At 70.2% G+C, this 16,694-nt stretch carries 13 protein-coding genes and 1 pseudogene; 13 read left to right on the top strand and 1 reads right to left on the bottom strand.

The features are described from left to right. The first annotated feature begins 129 nt into the window (after nt 1-129). The 9 genes from asnB to NFU81_RS40875 all read left to right on the top strand — a co-directional run bounded on the left by asnB (nt 130) and on the right by NFU81_RS40875 (nt 11,219). On the top strand, nt 130-1,959 hold the full coding sequence (asnB, locus tag NFU81_RS30020) for an asparagine synthase (glutamine-hydrolyzing) (protein ID WP_251496688.1): 1,830 nt from the start codon (nt 130-132) through the stop codon (nt 1,957-1,959). A 41-nt stretch (nt 1,960-2,000) separates the two neighbouring features. Next, a complete protein-coding gene (panD, locus tag NFU81_RS30015; RefSeq protein WP_251496685.1) occupies nt 2,001-2,456 on the top strand; it encodes an aspartate 1-decarboxylase in 456 nt (151 codons plus the stop codon). Nucleotides 2,457-2,503: 47 nt separating this feature from the next. After that, nucleotides 2,504-3,907 (top strand): DUF6002 family protein, encoded by a 1,404-nt coding sequence (locus tag NFU81_RS30010; protein WP_251496682.1) that lies wholly within the window; start codon nt 2,504-2,506, stop codon nt 3,905-3,907. After that, complete coding sequence (locus tag NFU81_RS30005) at nt 3,904-5,169, top strand: MFS transporter (protein WP_251496675.1); 1,266 nt, start codon at nt 3,904-3,906, stop codon at nt 5,167-5,169. Before NFU81_RS30010 ends, NFU81_RS30005 begins: the two co-directional genes overlap by 4 nt. A gap of 49 nt (nt 5,170-5,218) precedes the next feature. Next, complete coding sequence (locus tag NFU81_RS30000) at nt 5,219-6,379, top strand: GNAT family N-acetyltransferase (RefSeq protein WP_251496672.1); 1,161 nt, start codon at nt 5,219-5,221, stop codon at nt 6,377-6,379. Continuing rightward, nucleotides 6,376-7,749, top strand: a complete 1,374-nt coding sequence (locus NFU81_RS29995; protein ID WP_251496669.1) for a hypothetical protein — start codon at nt 6,376-6,378, stop codon at nt 7,747-7,749. Before NFU81_RS30000 ends, NFU81_RS29995 begins: the two co-directional genes overlap by 4 nt. After that, nucleotides 7,746-8,648 carry an LLM class flavin-dependent oxidoreductase gene (locus NFU81_RS29990; RefSeq protein WP_251496666.1) on the top strand — a complete coding sequence of 301 codons (903 nt, stop codon included), beginning with the start codon at nt 7,746-7,748 and terminating at the stop codon, nt 8,646-8,648. The genes NFU81_RS29995 and NFU81_RS29990 overlap by 4 nt, the downstream gene beginning before the upstream one ends. Before the next feature lie 15 nt (nt 8,649-8,663). Then, the gene (locus NFU81_RS29985; protein ID WP_251496663.1) at nt 8,664-10,964 is read left to right on the top strand and encodes a lantibiotic dehydratase family protein; all 2,301 of its coding nucleotides are present in this window, start codon (nt 8,664-8,666) and stop codon (nt 10,962-10,964) included. Nucleotides 10,965-11,096: 132 nt separating this feature from the next. Next, on the top strand, nt 11,097-11,219 hold the full coding sequence (locus tag NFU81_RS40875) for a hypothetical protein (protein ID WP_274037745.1): 123 nt from the start codon (nt 11,097-11,099) through the stop codon (nt 11,217-11,219). Here the strand turns inward: NFU81_RS40875 and NFU81_RS29980 are convergent. Continuing rightward, complete coding sequence (locus NFU81_RS29980; protein ID WP_251496661.1) at nt 11,185-12,120, bottom strand: pyridoxamine 5'-phosphate oxidase family protein; 936 nt, start codon at nt 12,118-12,120, stop codon at nt 11,185-11,187. The two genes, NFU81_RS40875 and NFU81_RS29980, sit on opposite strands and share 35 nt — an antisense overlap. A gap of 548 nt (nt 12,121-12,668) precedes the next feature. On the opposite strand from NFU81_RS29980, the gene NFU81_RS29975 reads away from it, so the two are divergent. The 4 genes and pseudogenes from NFU81_RS29975 to NFU81_RS29960 form a co-directional block, all read left to right on the top strand. Further along, the gene (locus tag NFU81_RS29975) at nt 12,669-13,535 is read left to right on the top strand and encodes an alpha/beta fold hydrolase (protein WP_251496659.1); all 867 of its coding nucleotides are present in this window, start codon (nt 12,669-12,671) and stop codon (nt 13,533-13,535) included. Nucleotides 13,536-13,676: 141 nt separating this feature from the next. Further along, nucleotides 13,677-15,422, top strand: a complete 1,746-nt coding sequence (locus NFU81_RS29970) for an MOSC and FAD-binding oxidoreductase domain-containing protein (protein ID WP_251496656.1) — start codon at nt 13,677-13,679, stop codon at nt 15,420-15,422. A gap of 184 nt (nt 15,423-15,606) precedes the next feature. Then, nucleotides 15,607-16,050: a VOC family protein gene (locus tag NFU81_RS29965; protein ID WP_251496653.1), complete on the top strand. Its 444-nt coding sequence runs from the start codon at nt 15,607-15,609 to the stop codon at nt 16,048-16,050. Nucleotides 16,051-16,472: 422 nt separating this feature from the next. Then, nucleotides 16,473-16,692: pseudogene (locus tag NFU81_RS29960) on the top strand (alpha/beta hydrolase); the annotation flags it as partial. Nucleotides 16,693-16,694 lie beyond the last annotated feature (2 nt).

The raw sequence follows: 16,694 nt of genomic DNA, 5'->3' as shown, positions 1-16,694 counted from the left end.
GACTTGTGGTCCGGGAACTTCTTCCATCGTTGCTGTCGACGCAGTGTCGTCGAACTGTCGCCGATCGCGCTGATACTAACGGCCAGGCGAATTGAGGAACATAGGTGATCCTCAGTCAGGGGCGGACCAATGTGCGGAATCGTCGGCTGGGTCGACTTCGGCGAGGACCTCAGAACGCATCGGCCGATTCTGGACCGAATGGTCGAGACAATGCGGCTGCGCGGTCCTGACGACAGCGGACTTTGGGTATCCGCTCACGCCGCCCTCGGCCACCGCCGGCTCGCCGTCATCGACATCGAGGGCGGCCGGCAGCCGATGTTGGCCGACCGGGATCGGCCCAGCGGCCCGACCGTGCTGGTCTACAGCGGCGAGGTCTACAACTTTCCCGAATTGCGTTCGGAGTTGGCCGACCTGGGCCACGTTTTCCAGACCCGCTCGGACACCGAGGTGGTGCTGCACGCCTACCGGCAGTGGGGGGCGGCCTGCGCCGAGCACCTGAACGGGATGTTCGCCTTCGCGGTCTGGGACGCCGAGCACGAGGCGCTGGTGCTGATCCGGGATCGGATGGGCGTCAAGCCGCTCTACTACTACGAGATGACGAACGGAGTGCTGTTCGCCTCCGAGCCCAAGGGCATCATGGCGAACCCGCGCTTCACCCCGCTGTTGGACGAGCAGGACCTCCCGATCCTGCTCAACGCCCGCCTCGGGCTGCCCCATGAGACGCCGCTGCGCGGCCTGAAGGAGGTGCAACCCGGGCACATCGTCCGGATCGACCGCAGCGGCGCCCGGGAACACCGCTACTGGGCGCTGGAGAGCGCCCCGCACCCGCACGACCTGGACGCCACCGTCGGCCATGTCCGCGACCTGCTGGAGGACATCGTGCGGCGTCAGCTGGTAGCCGACGTCCCGGTGTCGTCGATGCTCTCCGGCGGCCTGGACTCCACCTATGTGAGCGCCCTGGCCGCCCGCGAGTACTCTCGCACCGGCCACGACCCGCTGACTACCTACTGCGTCCAGTTCGAGGGCGACGAGGAGCACTTCAGCCCGACCGTGCTGCGCCCGGAGATCGACGCCCCCTACGCCCGCCTGGCCGCAGAGCAGTTCGGCACCGACCACGTGCCGGTGACGCTGCAAACCCGGGACCTGGTCGAGGTGCTGCCTGGTGCCCGCGCCTCGCGCGACCTGCCGAGCCTGGGGCAGTTCGACACCTCGATGTACCTGCTCTTCGCCGAGATGCGCAAGCGCTCCACGGTGGGGCTGTCCGCCGAGGCCGCCGACGAGCTGTTCGGCGGATACCCCTGGTACCACGACCCGCGCACCACTTCCTGGGACGGCTTCCCATGGCTGGGCGACGCACCCCGGCTCACCGACTGCCTGGCACCCGACGTGGCTGCCAGGATCCGGCCGGACGAGGCCGAACAGGACCGCTACCGCACCCTGTTGGCCCGGGTGCCGCGACTGCCCGGAGAGGATCCGCACAGCGCACGGATGCGCGAGGTGCTCTTCCTGAGCATGCAACGGCCGCTGCTCTACCTGCTGGACCGCAAGGACCGGATGAGCATGGCGAACGGCCTGGAGGTCCGGGTGCCCTACTGCGACCATCGGCTGGTCGAGTACGCCTGGAACATCCCGTGGCAGATGAAGATCGCCGACGGCCGGGAGAAGTCGCCGCTGCGGCTGGCCGCGCGGGGCCTCGTCCCGGAGCAGACCCTGACCCGGCCCAAAAGCGCCTACCCCGGCACCCATGACCCGTCCTACGAGGTCGACGTCATCCGCGGCATCGACAAGCTGCTCGCCGACCGGTCCTCACCGCTGTTCGGCGCGCTGGACCGGCAGCGCGTCGAGGAGCTGCGGACCCGCGCCGAGAAGACCATGACCTGGCTCAACGCGGCACACCTGCTGCTGCCGCTGCTCGAGGCCGACATCTGGATGCGGACCTACAACGTCCGGCTGGCCTGACCACCTCGACCACCACAAGCACCCGTCCGACTGGGGGTCCCGTGTACCGCACCATGCTGAAATCCAAGATCCACCGTGCCACCGTGACTCAGGCCGACCTGCACTACGTGGGCTCCCTGACCATCGACACGGACCTGATGGAGCGCGCCGACCTGCTGCCCGGCGAGCAGGTCGACGTGGTGGACATCGACAACGGCAACCGGCTCACCACCTACGTCATCCCCGGGCCGGCCGGCAGCGGCGTGATCGGGATCAACGGCGCCGCCGCCCGGCTGATCTCGCCCGGTGATCTGGTGATCATCATCAGCTACGCCTCGGTCCGCGACGACCAAGCGCGCGAACTGGCGCCGAAGGTGGTCTTCGTGGACGGGGAGAACCGGGCGCTGCACGAGGGCGATGACCCGGCCGCCGTGCCCGTGACCGCGAAGGGCACCGGACCCGCCGCTCAGGCGCCCGAAGCCGGCCTGCTGCGCGGTGACCGCGTGGTCGCCGGCTGACCGCCCCGACCACCCGCGACCAGACCCCCGAACCGAGAGGAACTGCCATGACCGGCGCCGCGACCGTCGCCCCGGCGGAGACCGTCGTCATCGAGAACGCCCTGCTGCGCTACGCCGACGACGTCACCGGCGCGCTCGAAGCCCTCGGCGCGGACCGCGACCCGCAGGCCACCGCCTTCAACCCGGGGTTCGCCCTGCCACCGGTCGACGACCGGCTGCGGAGCTACCTGTCCGCCTGCGAGCTGGCGGTTGCCGACCTCGGTCAGTACCAGGGGCGGCGGCTGCGGCTGCTGGACCTGTCACGCAACCCGCGGGCACGGACCACCAAGACCGGCCCCTCGCTGATGATCGTGGCGCGTGCCGTGGAGTTCATCCAGCGCACCGGCGAGCCGGTCCTGCTGGTCTCGCCCTCCTCCGGCAACAAGGTCACCGCGTTGCGCGACGCCGTGTTGCGCGCCTACGAGACCGGGTTGGCCACGCCCGAGCAGCTGGGCATCGTGGTGGTGGTGCCGGGCTCGTCGGCGCACAAGCTCTGGGACTCGCCGCTGGCCACAGACCCGGTGCTGCGCACCCGCAACCCGGTGGTCACGTTCGACGGGGAGGACCGGGCCGACGTCAAGGCGCTGGCCCAAGCCCTGGTGGAGCAGCACGCCGACGAGATCCTGGCGGAGTTCGGCGTGCACCTCTGGTACACGCTGGAGATCGGCAACTACCTGGTGGCCGACGTGATCCGGGCCGCGGCCGAGGAGGAGTTCCTGCCCGCCGCCGTGGGCCGGCTGCACGTGCACTCCGTCTCCAGCGCCTACGGACTGCTCGGCCACGACTTGGGGGCCCGCCGCCGGGCCGCGGCGGCCGGCGGCAAGCCGACCGCGCACTACCTGCTGGTGCAGCACCTGGACACCGCCGACATGGTGCTCAACCTGTACCACGGCTCCGCCGACCCGGCCGGCCGGCCGACGTACACGCTGGACGAGGCCAGCATGCTGTACCGGCAGGACCAGGACCCGCGGTTTCCGGCCGCCACCTTCGACCCGGCCGAGATCCTCGACCCGACCTTCTACACCCGCCGCCCGGTGACCTCGACCGAGATGAACGCGATCATCCAGCGGCAGGGCGGCGGCGGGATCGTGGTCTCGCTCCACGAGGTGCTGCAGCGTTACCCGGTGCTGCGCGGGATGCTCGGGCGGGTCGGCGTCAAGATCCCGGTCGACCCCCGTGACCTGCGGGAATGGTCGCTGGTGATGGCGCTCACCGGCATCCTGAACGCGATCGACCGGGGCCTGGTGGAGGAGACCGACATCCTGGTGCACGGCTCGGGCACCTACAGCACCAGGGACTTCGTGGCGCTGCCGCCCGACCGGCGCACCGCGGTCACCGACGTCGCGGGCCTGCTGGAGGTGACCCGCCGGGCGGTCGCCGCCGGGGCCGAAGCCGCCATCGGCACGCCGTGAGCCGGATCCTGCGGCGGTCGGCCCGCGCGTCATCCCCCGGCCAGCCCGGCCGGTTGGCCGGGCTGGTGTCCGGCCCGCTGGCCGAGGTGCAGCTCGCCACCCTGGTGCTGACCCTCGGCACCGGGGCCTGGTTCACCTGCTGGGCGGTCTTCTTCACCCGCTCGGTCGGGCTGTCCGCGACCTCGTTCGGGGCTGGGGTCACCGCGGCCGGGGTTGTCTCGCTGGTGCTCGGCAGCCCGTTGGGCTACCTGGCCGACCGGCTGGGCACCCGGGAGGTGCTGGTCTGCCTGGGCATGGTGCAGGGCCTGGCGACCCTCGGCTACCTGCTGGTCTCGGAGTTCTGGGGCTTCATGGCGGTGTCGCTCGTCGCGGTGACCGCGCAGCGCATCGCCCCGGGCATCCGGGTCGCTCTGGTGGCCGGACTGACCACCGGCGGCGACCGGCTGCAGGCGATCTCCACCAACCGGGTGATCCAGCATGTCGGGCTGACGGTGGGATCGGCGCTCGGCGCGCTGGTGCTGGTTCTGGACCGGCGGGCGGCCTACCTGGCGTTGGTGGTGCTGTACGCCGTGTTGAACCTGGCAGCCGCCATGCTGACCCTGCGGGTGGAACGGGTGCCCCCGGTGCCCCGGACCCCCGGCGGGCCCGGGATGCGGGTGCTGCGCGATCGGCCGTTCCTGCTGATCACCTCGCTCAGCGGGGTGCTGGCGCTGAACTGGGGGGTGCTGGACACCGGCCTGCCGCTGTGGGTCACCACCCATACCGAGGCGCCGCTGTGGACCATCGGGGTACTGGTCACGGGCAACACGGTGGCGATCGTCGCGTTCCAGAACCGGGTCAGCCGGGCGGCCGACAAGGTCGCCGGGGCTGCCCGACTGGGCACCTTCAGCGGTGTGGCACTGGCCGTCGCCTGCCTGCTGTTCGCTCTGAGCTACCAGCGCGGCGGCATGGTGGTGGTCGCGGTGCTGCTGCTGGCGGCAGCCGTGCACACCTTCGGCGAGCTGCTGTTCTCGGCCAGCGGCTGGGGTCTGTCGGTCGGGCTGACCCCCGACGAGGCGCACGGGGAGTACCAGAGCACGTTCGCCGCCGGCTCGGCCACCGCGCTCAGCTTCGCCCCGATGGTGATGACCACGCTGCTGGTCGGCTGGGGCGTGGCGGGCTGGCTGACGCTGGCCGGGGTGTTCCTGGCCGGCGCGCTGCCGACGGTGCCGGCCAGCCGGTGGGCGCTGCGCACCCGCCGGCAGCTGGAGGCACCGGGATGACCGGAGTGAACGGCAGGAGCGGGGGACCGGGGTGAAGGGGCTGATCGATATGACTGGTGCGGGCGGTTCGGGTGCGTCGACGGCCTGGGGCGTGCCCCTGCGGGCACGGTACGCCTGGGAGCAGAGTGACCATCCGGCGCTGCTCGGCGTGCGCGGCGCGTTGCAGCGGCACCTGGTGCCGTTGGTCTCGACGGTGTCCTCGGCCGATCCGAACGGGCCCAGTCTGGGTTACGCCGGCGTTCCGGTCGGCATCGGACGGGTCCGGCAGACCCTGGAAGCATGCCGGGAGGCCGGCGGCGCGCCGACGACCGCCGTCCGGCGGGGCCGGGTGCGGCGTGCCGACCTGTTCGGCGGCGTGCTGCCGGACGCCGATCTGGTCGCGGTGGGCTGCCACGCCGAGCAGGCGGCGGAGCTGCCGACCGAGCACGCGTTGGTGCTGCCTTTCCGCCTGCACCTGGTGGTCGGCCTGTCAGGCGGCCGGGAGCAGTGGCAGCGCGCGGTGTCCAAGCGGGAGCGGCAGTGGTTCTCCGCGCGCCGCAAGGAGCGTGTCTGGGCGTTCGACGTGGCCACCGACGAGGAGTCCTTCCGGTTCTTCTACCGTCGGATGCACGTGCCCACCATGCGTTCCCGGCACGGCGCGCGGACCCGCAGCGAGCCGGAGGCCAGCGCGCTGGAAAACCTGTTCCGATCCGGGGTGCTGGCCTTTGTCACCGTCGACGGCGAACGGGTGGCCGGCGTGCTGTGCCGCCGCTCCGCGGACGGAGCGACCATCACCGTCCGGCTGCTCGGCGTCCTCGACGGCACCGAGGAGATGTACCAGCTGGGCGCTATGAAGGCCCTTTACCACCTGCTTCTCGAATGGGCCGACGAACACGGTTACAGGAACGTCGACTTGGGCGGCATGGAGGCGTGGCTGAGCCGCGGGCTGTTCCAGTGGAAACGCCGGTTCGCGCCGCGCTTGCAGCTGGCCCCCAACCACCTCGGCGGGCTGCGGGTCTGGTTCCACGCCCGCCGCGACACCCCGGCCGTGCGCGATTTCCTGGTCGCCAACCCGGTGCTGGAGCTGGTCGGCGACCAGGAGTTCGGCGCCGTCTACTTCCACGACGACCAGCGGCCGGCCCGACTCGACCTGGCCCACGCCTGCCCGAACAGCCCCGGCTACCGCACCGTCCACCTCGACGACTTCCTGCCAGCAAGGAGCAAGCCATGAGTACCGCCGCCCCCCGCACCGGCGTGAACGCGCCTGTCGCGGCGCCCTGGCTGTCGGCCCGGTCGGAGCCCCCCGAGATCGGGCTGCCGGTCGCGCGGATCGCCGAGATCATGCGCGAGGAATTCCGGGAACTGCCGTTCCCGCCGTACCCGATGGCGCTGCAGCCGTTCGTACTGCCCCAGCCGGCCTACCGCGAGCTGATCGACGCCGCCGCCGCCCTGCTGGCGCTGATCCGCCGCTCCGCCGAGCTGGCCGGGCCCGACACCGCCGGCCGGATCGCCGCGCTGCGGCTGGACCGGGCCGACTGTCCCTACTGGACCGACGACGAGGCCTGGGAGCTGCGGCACTGCGCCGACCTGGCCCGGCCGGACGTGGTGCTCGGCCCGGACGGGCCGAAGTTCGTCGAGTTCAACGTAAGCGGGGCTTTCGGCGGCCTGCTGCACTTCCAGCTCTACCAGCGCGGCTGGCAGCGGATCCGGGAGGAGGCCGGACTGCCGGCCTTCGTCTCGGTCGGCGCCTACCCGCGGCTGGCCCGGCTGATCGAGGACACCTGCCGGGAGCTGGGCGTGCCGCCGTCGGTGGTGCTGGTCGGCACGCCGCGCGAGTGGGGCCCGAACACCCCGCTGCGGCACTTCCGGCAGCAGGCCGACCTGTTGCGCCAACACGGCATCAACGCCGTACACCTGGACTTCGAGGACCTGGTCGACGGCATCGGCCCGGCCGACGGCGGCCCACTGCGCCACCCGCTGGGCCTGGCGCAGTTCGACGTGCACGACGCCGAGCAACTCGGCTACGACATCAGCCCGGTGCGGGCGGCCCAGGCCCGCGGCTTCCGGCTGCTCCCGTCAGCGAGCTCCTGGCTCCTGCACACCAAGCGACAGTTGGGCCTGCTGTCCGAGGGCCAGCCCTGGATGACTGACCGGGAACGGGAGTTGGCCGCCCGCTACCTGCCGTGGACCCGGATCCTCGGCGACCGCGAAACGGTGTGGCGCGGCGCCTCTTACGATCTGCCGAAGCTGCTGGTGGAGCGCCCGGAGCAGTTCGTCATCAAGGGCTTCACCGGTATGTCCGGCGCGCAGGTGCACTTCGGCGGCCGCACCGAGCCAGCCGAGTGGGCCGCGCTGGTGGAGCGGGCGGTGGCCGGCGACAGCCACATCGTGCAGGAGGTCGTGCCGTCCGTGCCGATGCCGGTCGACGTGCTGGAGGAGTCCGGCGAGATCGTCCGGGTCTCGGCCAACCCGGTGATGAGCCCGTTCGTCATCGACGGGGGAGGAGCGGGCTGCTTCGGGCGGTATGTGGCCGATCACCAGCCGGGGATCGTCAGCGCGCTGTCCCGGGCCGGCCTGAGCAGCCTGGTGGCCGAGCCGTGAGGGTCGGCGTGGTGGTGCTGCCCGAGTTCAGCGGCCCGCAGGGCATCCGGATGTGGCGCCGGGTCGAAGAGCTCGGGGTCGCCCATGCCTGGACACTGGACCACCTGTCATGGCGGGGCGCGCGGGGGCGGCCCTGGTTCGACTCCTTCACGCTACTGGCCGCAGCCGCGGCCGGGACCGAGCGGATGACCCTGGGCACGCTGGTGGCCAGCCCGAACTTCCGGCACCCGGTGACCACCGCGACCCAGGCGATGGGCGTCGACCACCTGTCCGGCGGCCGGTTCGTGCTCGGGCTCGGCGCGGGGGTGGCCGGCCCGGACGCGGACGCGCTGGGCGCCAAGGAGCTCTCGGCGGCCGAACGCGCGGACCGGTTCGAGGAGTTCGTGACGATGCTGGACACACTGCTGCGCCAGCCGGTCACCACCCGGCACGGCCGCTACTTCCAGGCGGTGGACGTGCCGATGGTCCCGGGCTGCGTGCAGACGCCCCGGGTGCCGTTCGCCGTCGCCGCCACCGGCCCGCGCGGGCTGCGGCTGACCGCGGCACACGCAGACACCTGGGTGACGATCGGCGACCCGCGCCGGCCTGGCGCCGAGACCGGGCAGCAGGCGCTCAGCACGCTGCGAACCCAACTGGACCGGCTGGAGCGGGCCTGCGCCCAGGTCGGCCGGGACCCGGGCAGCCTGCGCCGGCTGGTGCACCTGGGCCGGATCTCCGCCGACCCCTGGGAGAGTCCGGACCGGCTGGCCGATCTCACCGGAGCCTGCGCGGAGTTGGGGTTCACCGACGTTGTGGTGGACCACCCGCGGCCGCACGAGCAGCGGCCGGACGCGATGGACCGGTTCCAGCGCGCGGTCGGAGCCGTCTGCGCCCAAACGATTCACACCCAGGCGAGTTGAGAGGAGACCGCTGGTATGCGTGCACAGCCGTTCGTCCTGCGGATGGCCGGATTTCCCTTTGAGTGGCTGACCGAGCTGGCCGACGCCGAGACCGCCGTCGCGGCGGACGAGGTGCTGGCGGCCGAGCGCGGGTCGACCGCCGACCGGGCGGCCGCCGCTGCCGTGGTGGACCGGGCGACGGCGGAGTACCGGGTCCGCTATGACACCGCGCTCGCCGCTGAACGGCTGACCGTGTTCGAGCGCTTCGCCCGGAACGAGTCGCTGCGCGAGGCGGTGTTCGCCCTCAACCCCGGTGCCTGCGCCCTCATCGAGCACTGGCTGGACCGGACCGATCCGGCCGCCTGGAAGTCCAAGGACCGCAACCGGGTGGACCCGCTCACCCTCTACCTGCAGCGGGTCTGCGCCAAGAACGACTCGACGGGCCACGCCGGTCCGTTCACCGTCGGCACCTTCGATCCGGAGGGTGAATCGCAGTGGGCCGAAGTCCCTCTGCGGCACCTGGCGTTTCTGTCCCGCTGGGCCGCCGAGGCGATCACGGCCTGGTACGCGGCGGACGGCGGCGCCGGTATGGTTCCGCGCCGGGCTCCCGGAGTGGCGTTCGACGGGCCTGTCGTCGACCACCTGCGGTTCGACTTCGACCAGCGTGGCCGGGTCGCCGGCATCGTCGGCCCGCGCGATCCCGATGTCCAGCTGACGGCGGAGGACCGGGAGATCCTGGTGTACTGCGACGGCACCCGGACCGTCGCGCAGATCGGCGCGACTCTCGGTCGGGACGCCGGGCCGGGCCTGCGGAGGCTGGCGGACCGCGGCCTGGTCATCCCGGGCCCGGAACTGCCCTACGGGCTGGCCGACGTGATGCCGCTGCTGACCGACCTGGCCGCAACCCAGGACTCCCCGGAACTCCGGGAATTGGTGTCCTGCTGCGCCGAGGCGATTCGGCTGCACGCCGACGGCGACCGCACCGCGCGCGCAGCGGCGCTGGAACGGCTCGGCCGGCTGTTGGAGCGGACTGTCGGCGTCTCGGCCGAGCGCGGCCATGGCGGCTTCTACCAGGACCGCTCCCCGGTCTACCAGGAGAGTGTGGGCCGCTTGGATCCGGTGGTGCTCGGCCGGCCCGTCACCGAGCGGGTGGAGCGGGCACTGCCGCTGATCACCGACGCCTTCCTGTTCCTGCCACGGCTCAGCCAGCGGCTCGAACACGATGTGCTGGCCGACTGGTTCGCCAAGCGCTTCCCGTCCGGCACCGCCTCCGTCAACGACTACCTGCGCGGCTACGCCGACGACGAAGCCAGCCTGGCGCCGGCCTTCGCCCAGGTCACCGACACCCTGGCGTCCTGGCACGACCGGCTGGCCGAGGCGGCCGGCGCGTTCGGTTCCGCTGAAGGGGGGCCCGGTGACGGTGACGAACGGAAGGCCCGCCTGGAGAAGTTCCTTGCCACCCATGCCCCCCGGATACCCGCCGTCTGCAACATCGACCTCATGCTGGCTGCTGCCCCCACTGCCGCCGGACTGGCCGAACCGGGCCGGCTGGTGGTCGGTGAGGTGCACGCCGACGAGGAACTGCTGACCCACGGCATGTTCTCGCCCTACGTCGCTGCCAAGCACCCTGACATCGCCGAACAGGTGCTGGCGTCCTATCAGGACCTCATCGGCGAAGGCGAGACAATCTGGAACGCCACCGTCCGCCACTTGGACAAGACCTTCGTCCGGTACCCCCCGCAGTGCCCGGAGATCGAGGCCGCCGACCGCTCGCCGCTGCCCGCCGAGCTGCGCCGGCACTACGCCGACCTGCTGGTGCGGCTGGACCCGGACGGTCTGCGCCTGGTGGAGCGGGCCACCAGCCGGACGGTACGGCTGATCACCGTGCCGCTGCACTGGCTCCGGCTGCAATACAACCCGATGCAGGTCTTCGGCTTCCCCAAGCGCCGCACCGGCTCGCTGTTCGAGGTGCCCACCGGCGGTACATTGCGCCGGGTCGAGTACGGCGACCTGGTGCTGTCCCGACGGGCCTGGTCGGTTCCGGCCGCGCAGGTGGTTGCCAAGGACGGGCGGGACGCGTTCCTGGCGCTGCGCCGGCTGCGCGACCGGATCGGCCTGCCGCAGCACGTCTTCGCCCGCACCGACGCTGAGGGCAAGCCGGTCTACGTCGACCTCGACAGCCCGCTGCTGGTGCGCGAGCTGATCCGGTTCGCGCGGCGGGCCGGCGAGGTCCAGTTCTCCGAAATGCTGCCTGCCCCGCACGACTTGTGGCTACGGGTCGGTGGCTCGTCCTACACCAGCGAACTTCGATTCGCGGCCTTCGACGGTCACCGGTAACCAGGGGAAAGGAGATGGACAACGGCTCGTGACTACTCCAAACCGATCCTGAGCGGCGAGGGCGAGGACGACTACGCCCGCTACATGCGTACCGGCACGCTGCTCTCCCTGTAGCGGGCTCCTGAGGAGTGGGTGCACCACGACGAACTGCTGTTCCACGTGGTGCACCAGCCGACCGGGCTGTCGCTGAAGCCGGCCGGCGCCGAGCTGGACGCGGCCGTCACCCTGCTGCCCCGCGCGGCGCCGGCGGGTTGAAGCGCGAAAACTGCGGCGCGGACCAGATCAGTGAGCCGTCGGGCAGGTCGGTCTGGACCACCTGATTTACGTGGAAGTCCACTGCTCTCTCCGCCCCGGGGATATCGGCGGCGGTGCCCATACTCCAGTCGATCTCGGCCGTGCCTGTCAACTGCAGCGTCGTGCCGGACCGCCAATCGACGAACAACAGGCCCGCGGCCGGATTGACCGTGAGATTACCCAGAGTCATCAGCATCGTGTTGCCTTCATACTCGGGCCATTGCACCCGCTGCGGAGTGGGAGTGTTGGCGAACCCCTGGTTCCCCCCGCGGTGGGAGGCATCCGCATCACCCGTTGTGGAGGTAGAGGCAACGAAGAACGTGTCCGCCGTGTCGATCATATGCCGCTGCTCTGGACGCAGTTCGCTTCCCTGCGTCACATGGGGCACCGCGTGGGCGGGTGCGGCCTTCTGCGGCTCCCGGCTCTGAATGTACTTGGGGCAGTTGCCGTATGCCTGATCCACGGTAAGCCTGAACCCATCCTGCGCGGCCTCCATGCGACCGTTGATTCGCAGACGCCGCCGGTGAGGAAGATCGATGGCCAGGGTCCCCACCTGCGCGGCGTCGGCCAATGCCGCCGCCAACGGATCCGTGTCCAGCAGGCGCGCTGCGACAAGGACCTCACGAGGGCCGAGCACCCGAAGGAATCCCGGACGTCCGTACAGAATCGACGCCCAGACCTGACCATCGGGCGCGGCCGCACCCACAACAAGGAATCGCAGCTCAGCCAGAAAGCCCGCCGCACCGCGTGGAAGACGGTCATCGATGATCGCGCGCAGATGTTCAGCGCTCTCACGGAATCCAGCGCGCTCTTGGGCGGCCAACTCACCCTCATGATAGGAAGCCTGACGAGAATGGCGCATTGAGCTATTCCTCACTACTGTCAGTTAAATCGAGCACCGCCGCTATACGGTCGAATATACGGTCGAAGTGATGCCCATACCGCGCCGAAGCAGGCCACGGACATCGCGTTGTCGCGCGCTGGTTCTCAGAAACCTTCGCTCCCCAGCGTAGCCGCACAGCCGCCGCAGAACAGCGCCGTGAAGGTGATGACACTGCCTGAAACGATCAGAATCACTCCACGGGAGAGGCGTAGATCGGGGCGGCCTGCGACGGCCTGTCGTGACGCTATGGAATCTTCTCATTCCACAAGGTGTCGGCTTCTGTCATTTCGCGCACCGCTCGCGGGCCGGGAGATCCCTGATGTTGTTGTGTCGCGTTGTCCCTCCCGAAGGTCAGGGTTAGCGTGGGAGGTGGCAGTCGGCGTCATCTGCCGCGGGGCCATAACATCGCCTAGGGGGAGAATCGCCCCCGGGGCTCCGCGACGACCGCCCCTTCGCTGCATGCATCGAGTGAGCCGCAAGCGGGTGGATTTGACGCATTTCCGCGCCGGACGGCGCAGGAGGTTGATGTGCTCCCCACGCGACACAAGTCGGCAACCGTCAACGGCCAGAAGGTCTTCTACCGAGAAGCGGGTCCCAGCGACGCACCGGTCGTGCTGTTGCTCCACGGATTCCCGAGCAGCTCGCACATGTTCCGCCACCTCGTCCCCGCGCTGGCCGATGACTATCACGTGATCGCCACCGACCACATCGGATACGGCCACTCGGCCATGCCCAAGGTGGACGCGTTCGACTACACCTTCGACAATCTGGCAAGCATCACTGCGGGACTTCTCAACCAGTTGGGCATCAAACGCTTCGCCATCTACGTGCACGACTACGGAGCGCCGATCGGCTGGCGCCTGGCGCTCGACCCTTCCTTCGACGTCAGCGCGATCATCTCGCAGAGCGGCAACGCCTACATGGAGGGCTTCGCCAAGCCCTTCTGGGACGACCTGTTCGCCTACGCCACCGATCCCAGCCGTGAGACGGAGCCGGGCGCGCGGGCCAAGTTCAGCCCCAGCACGACACGTTGGCAGTACGAGAACGGCGCGTCCGACACCAGCCTCGTCAGCCCCGACACCTGGACCCTCGACCAGCTCCTGCTGGAACGGCCCGGCAACGACGAGATCCAGCTGGCGCTGTTCCGTGACTACCCCACGAACATCGACGGCTATCCGAAACTGCAGGAGTACTTCCGCACGAGCCAGGTGCCGCTGCTCGCGGTCTGGGGCGAGCGTGACGAGATATTCGGGCCGGACGGCGCGCGGGCTTTCTCCCGTGACCTGCCCGACGCCGAAGTCCACCTGCTGCCCGCCGGTCACTTCGCCCTCGAGACGCACTTGGACGCGATCAGCGGATACATCCACGGATTCCTCGGACGCGTCCTCACGTAGGCCGCAGCCAGACACATCCGCGCCGGCAGTCCGTCAGCGGACGCGGCGGTTGAGAAGGTGCGCCTCCCGGCCGCAGCGGCACGGTGAGCGCGTCCCAGGGAAGGCGGCGTGGTGGCCACACTGACAGCAGTCAATGTCGGGATGCCGAAAGACGTTCCCTGGCACGGTAAGACCGTGCACACCGGCGTCTACAAGCAGACCGTGGCCGGGCCGCGGATGGTGCGGCGGCTGAACATCGACGGCGACGGCCAGGGAGATCTCGGCGGGCACGGCGGTGAGCAGCGTGCGGTGCTGGTCTACCAGCTCGACTCCTATCGCTTCTGGGAGAAGAAGCTGGGGCGCGACGAGCTTGCCCCCGGCGCGTTCGGCGAGAACTTCACCGTCGACGGCCTGCCCGACGACGAAGTCTGCATCGGCGACCGTTACCGCATCGGCGGAGCCCTGTTCGAGGTCACCCAGCCGCGAGTCACCTGCTATCGGGTGGGTCTGCGCATGGGCGAGCCCCAGATGGCGGCACTGCTCGTCGCCCACCACCGCCCCGGCTTCTACCTGCGCGTCATCGAGGAAGGCGAGGTCGAGGCCGGGCAGGACATCGTCAAGGAGTCCACCGGCCCGGAGGCCATGAGCGTCGAAGAGCTCGACCGGGTGCTCTACCTGCCGGGCCACACCCGCGAACAGGTCGAGAGGGCACTGCGGATCCCCGCCCTCAGCCCCGGCTGGCAAGAATCCATGAAGACCCTCCTGGACCAGGACGACAGCCAGGAAGCCGGGGGTTCTTCCGGAAGCGCCGGGCTCAACGCCGCAGCCACCGCGCCACCGCCCGCCTGGCCCGGCTTCCGCCCGCTGACCGTCACCCACATCCAGCCCGAGAGCCGGAGCGTGTTCTCCCTGCGTCTGGCTGCCGCCGACGGCTCGGAGCTCCCGGCCGCCCTTCCGGGCCAGTTCATCACCGTCAAGGTCCAGCCCGAAGGCGGCGCTCCGCCCCTCATCCGCAGCTACTCGCTTTCCGGCGAGCCGGGCACCGGCACGTACCGGATCAGCGTGAAGGTCGAACCGCACGGCGCCGCCAGCAACGAGCTGCGCGCCCATATCCGCGTCGGCGACCGGCTGGAAGCCGCAGCGCCCCGCGGCACGTTCTGCCTGGCCGACGGTGACAACCCCGTGCTCCTGCTGTCCGCAGGTGTCGGCGCAACCCCGGTCCTGGCCATGCTGCACGCCCTCGCACGCGACCGCTCCACCCGCCCGGTGTGGTGGCTGCACGGAGCCCGCGACGGCACCGAGCACCCCTTCGCACAGGAAAGCCACGACCTGGTCTCGGCACTCCCCGACGCACGGTCGACCGTCTACTACAGCAAACCCAACAGCGCCGACCGGCAGGGTGTCGACTACGCCGCAACCGGCCGACTGGCGCCCGAGCCGGTCCGCCGGCTCGGCTTGCCGACCGACGCCGACGCGTACCTGTGCGGGCCGACCGCCTTCATGGACAGCCTCACCGCCGCGCTCGTGGACTACGGCCTTGACGCCTCCCGCGTCCACACCGAGATCTTCGGCTCAGGCGCTGCCATCACCCCCGGGATCAAAGGCGCCGCTGCGGCAGCCGCGCCCCACCAACCCGCGGGTCCGGCAGGCGCCGGCCCACAGGTGTCGTTCGCTCGCAGCGGCCTGAACGTCCCCTGGAACGACGCCCAGGAGTCGTTGCTCGAACTCGCCGAGGCCTGCGACGTACCGGTCCAGTGGTCGTGCCGCACCGGCGTCTGCCACACCTGTGAACTCGCCCTGATGTCCGGGTCCGTCGACTACTCTCCCGATCCCGTGGAGCCCCCGGGCGATGGCAACATCCTGATCTGTTGCTCCAAACCCGCCGGAGAGGTCGTTCTGGACCTGTGAGTGTGCGGTACGCCCGCCCGCTGCACCCGCTGCCGGCACCGATCATCGCTCCATTGCGTGGTCACGCTCAGTGACGCCAATTCGCATTCCTCGGCGCCCGCGCACTCCGGTGTGCCGGCATCGCGATTTGCACCTCACGTGCGCTCACAGCCGGGGCCCCACCGCAGTTCAACGAAGGATCACCATGACCACCAGCGACCAGCCGCGCTTCTCCTACAGCCTGCACAACGTCACGACGACCGTCAGCGACCTCGACGCTTCCATCAGCTGGTGGAACCGGGTGTTCGGCCTCACGCTGCTGGCGAGGTCCCGCTTCGACGCCATCGGCGCTGACGTGGCCTTCCTGCAGGGCCCCGGCTTCCGGCTCGAGCTGCTCCAGCCCGCCGACGGCTTCCGGATCCCTGAGCTGACCGCGGAGCCGCCCGCCCACATCCGGCCGATCGGCAACAAGGCCCTCGTCTTCCGCGTGGACGACCTGGGCAGCGTCACGCAGACCTTCCGCGAGCTGGGCGTCACGATCGTGTGGGAGCAGATGGACCTCGGCGACGGAAGCATCTCCACCGCGATAAGGGACAACGACGGAAATTTCATCAACGTCTTCCAGGAGGGCGTCAGCCCGGTCGGCTGAGCGGTCAGCCTGCACTCTCCATACCGGGGAAGTCGAACAGGCGCTGACCGGTCCTGGTCCGGCTCTTGTGTGAAGGATGCACAGCAGGAAGGCGCGCTGAACGAATAGGACGTGCCGCGCTGAGTCAGCTGCCCAGGCATGAGTCCGCTGCCCTGGCCCTGATTCGAGGTCTGCGACTGTCCGTACGACGCGGCCGTTGGGTGACTGGAAAAGCTGTCCCGGGAGTGTGAGCGCCTGTTCACGTCGCCCCGGATGCGCTTCATCATCGCGGGCGTCAGACTGGCCAAGGGGGATCCTGCGCTCCGGCAAGGTCGTCCGTCCTCTGAGCGCGGGCACGGAACTGCGGGCCCAGCAGCAAGGAGAGACGATGGGCAAGCCCGTTCTCGAGTCGGCAGCCCAAGGAATCGCTGGCGCGACACGTAGGCGACGTGCGGGTGCGCGTAGTCAAGCCGGTCGGTGCCGCCTCCGGGCTGCCCGATCATCCTGTACGTGCACGGCGGAGGCTGGATCCTCGGCAACGCGGGCACCCATGACAGGCTGGTGCGAGAACTGGCAGTCGGCGCCGATGCCGCGGCGGCTTTCGTCGAGTACGACCGCTCACCCGAGGCCCGCTACCCCGTGGTGATCGAACAGGCGTACGCCAG

This window comes from Actinacidiphila cocklensis (genome assembly GCF_907177275.1).
Taxonomy (GTDB): domain Bacteria; phylum Actinomycetota; class Actinomycetes; order Streptomycetales; family Streptomycetaceae; genus Actinacidiphila; species Actinacidiphila cocklensis.
Note: the sequence above shows the minus strand (reverse complement) of the source record. Positions and strands in the feature narration are given on the sequence as shown.

What these genes read in the sequence shown, in the direction of transcription:
- asnB (WP_251496688.1), top strand. Translation starts at nt 130, where the DNA reads ATGTGCGGAATCGTCGGCTGGGTCGACTTCGGCGAGGACCTCAGAACG.
- NFU81_RS30010 (WP_251496682.1), top strand. Translation starts at nt 2,504, where the DNA reads ATGACCGGCGCCGCGACCGTCGCCCCGGCGGAGACCGTCGTCATCGAG.
- NFU81_RS30000 (WP_251496672.1), top strand. Translation starts at nt 5,219, where the DNA reads ATGACTGGTGCGGGCGGTTCGGGTGCGTCGACGGCCTGGGGCGTGCCC.
- NFU81_RS29995 (WP_251496669.1), top strand. Translation starts at nt 6,376, where the DNA reads ATGAGTACCGCCGCCCCCCGCACCGGCGTGAACGCGCCTGTCGCGGCG.
- NFU81_RS29985 (WP_251496663.1), top strand. Translation starts at nt 8,664, where the DNA reads ATGCGTGCACAGCCGTTCGTCCTGCGGATGGCCGGATTTCCCTTTGAG.
- NFU81_RS29980 (WP_251496661.1), bottom strand. Translation starts at nt 12,120, where the DNA reads ATGCGCCATTCTCGTCAGGCTTCCTATCATGAGGGTGAGTTGGCCGCC.
- NFU81_RS29970 (WP_251496656.1), top strand. Translation starts at nt 13,677, where the DNA reads ATGCCGAAAGACGTTCCCTGGCACGGTAAGACCGTGCACACCGGCGTC.
- NFU81_RS29965 (WP_251496653.1), top strand. Translation starts at nt 15,607, where the DNA reads ATGACCACCAGCGACCAGCCGCGCTTCTCCTACAGCCTGCACAACGTC.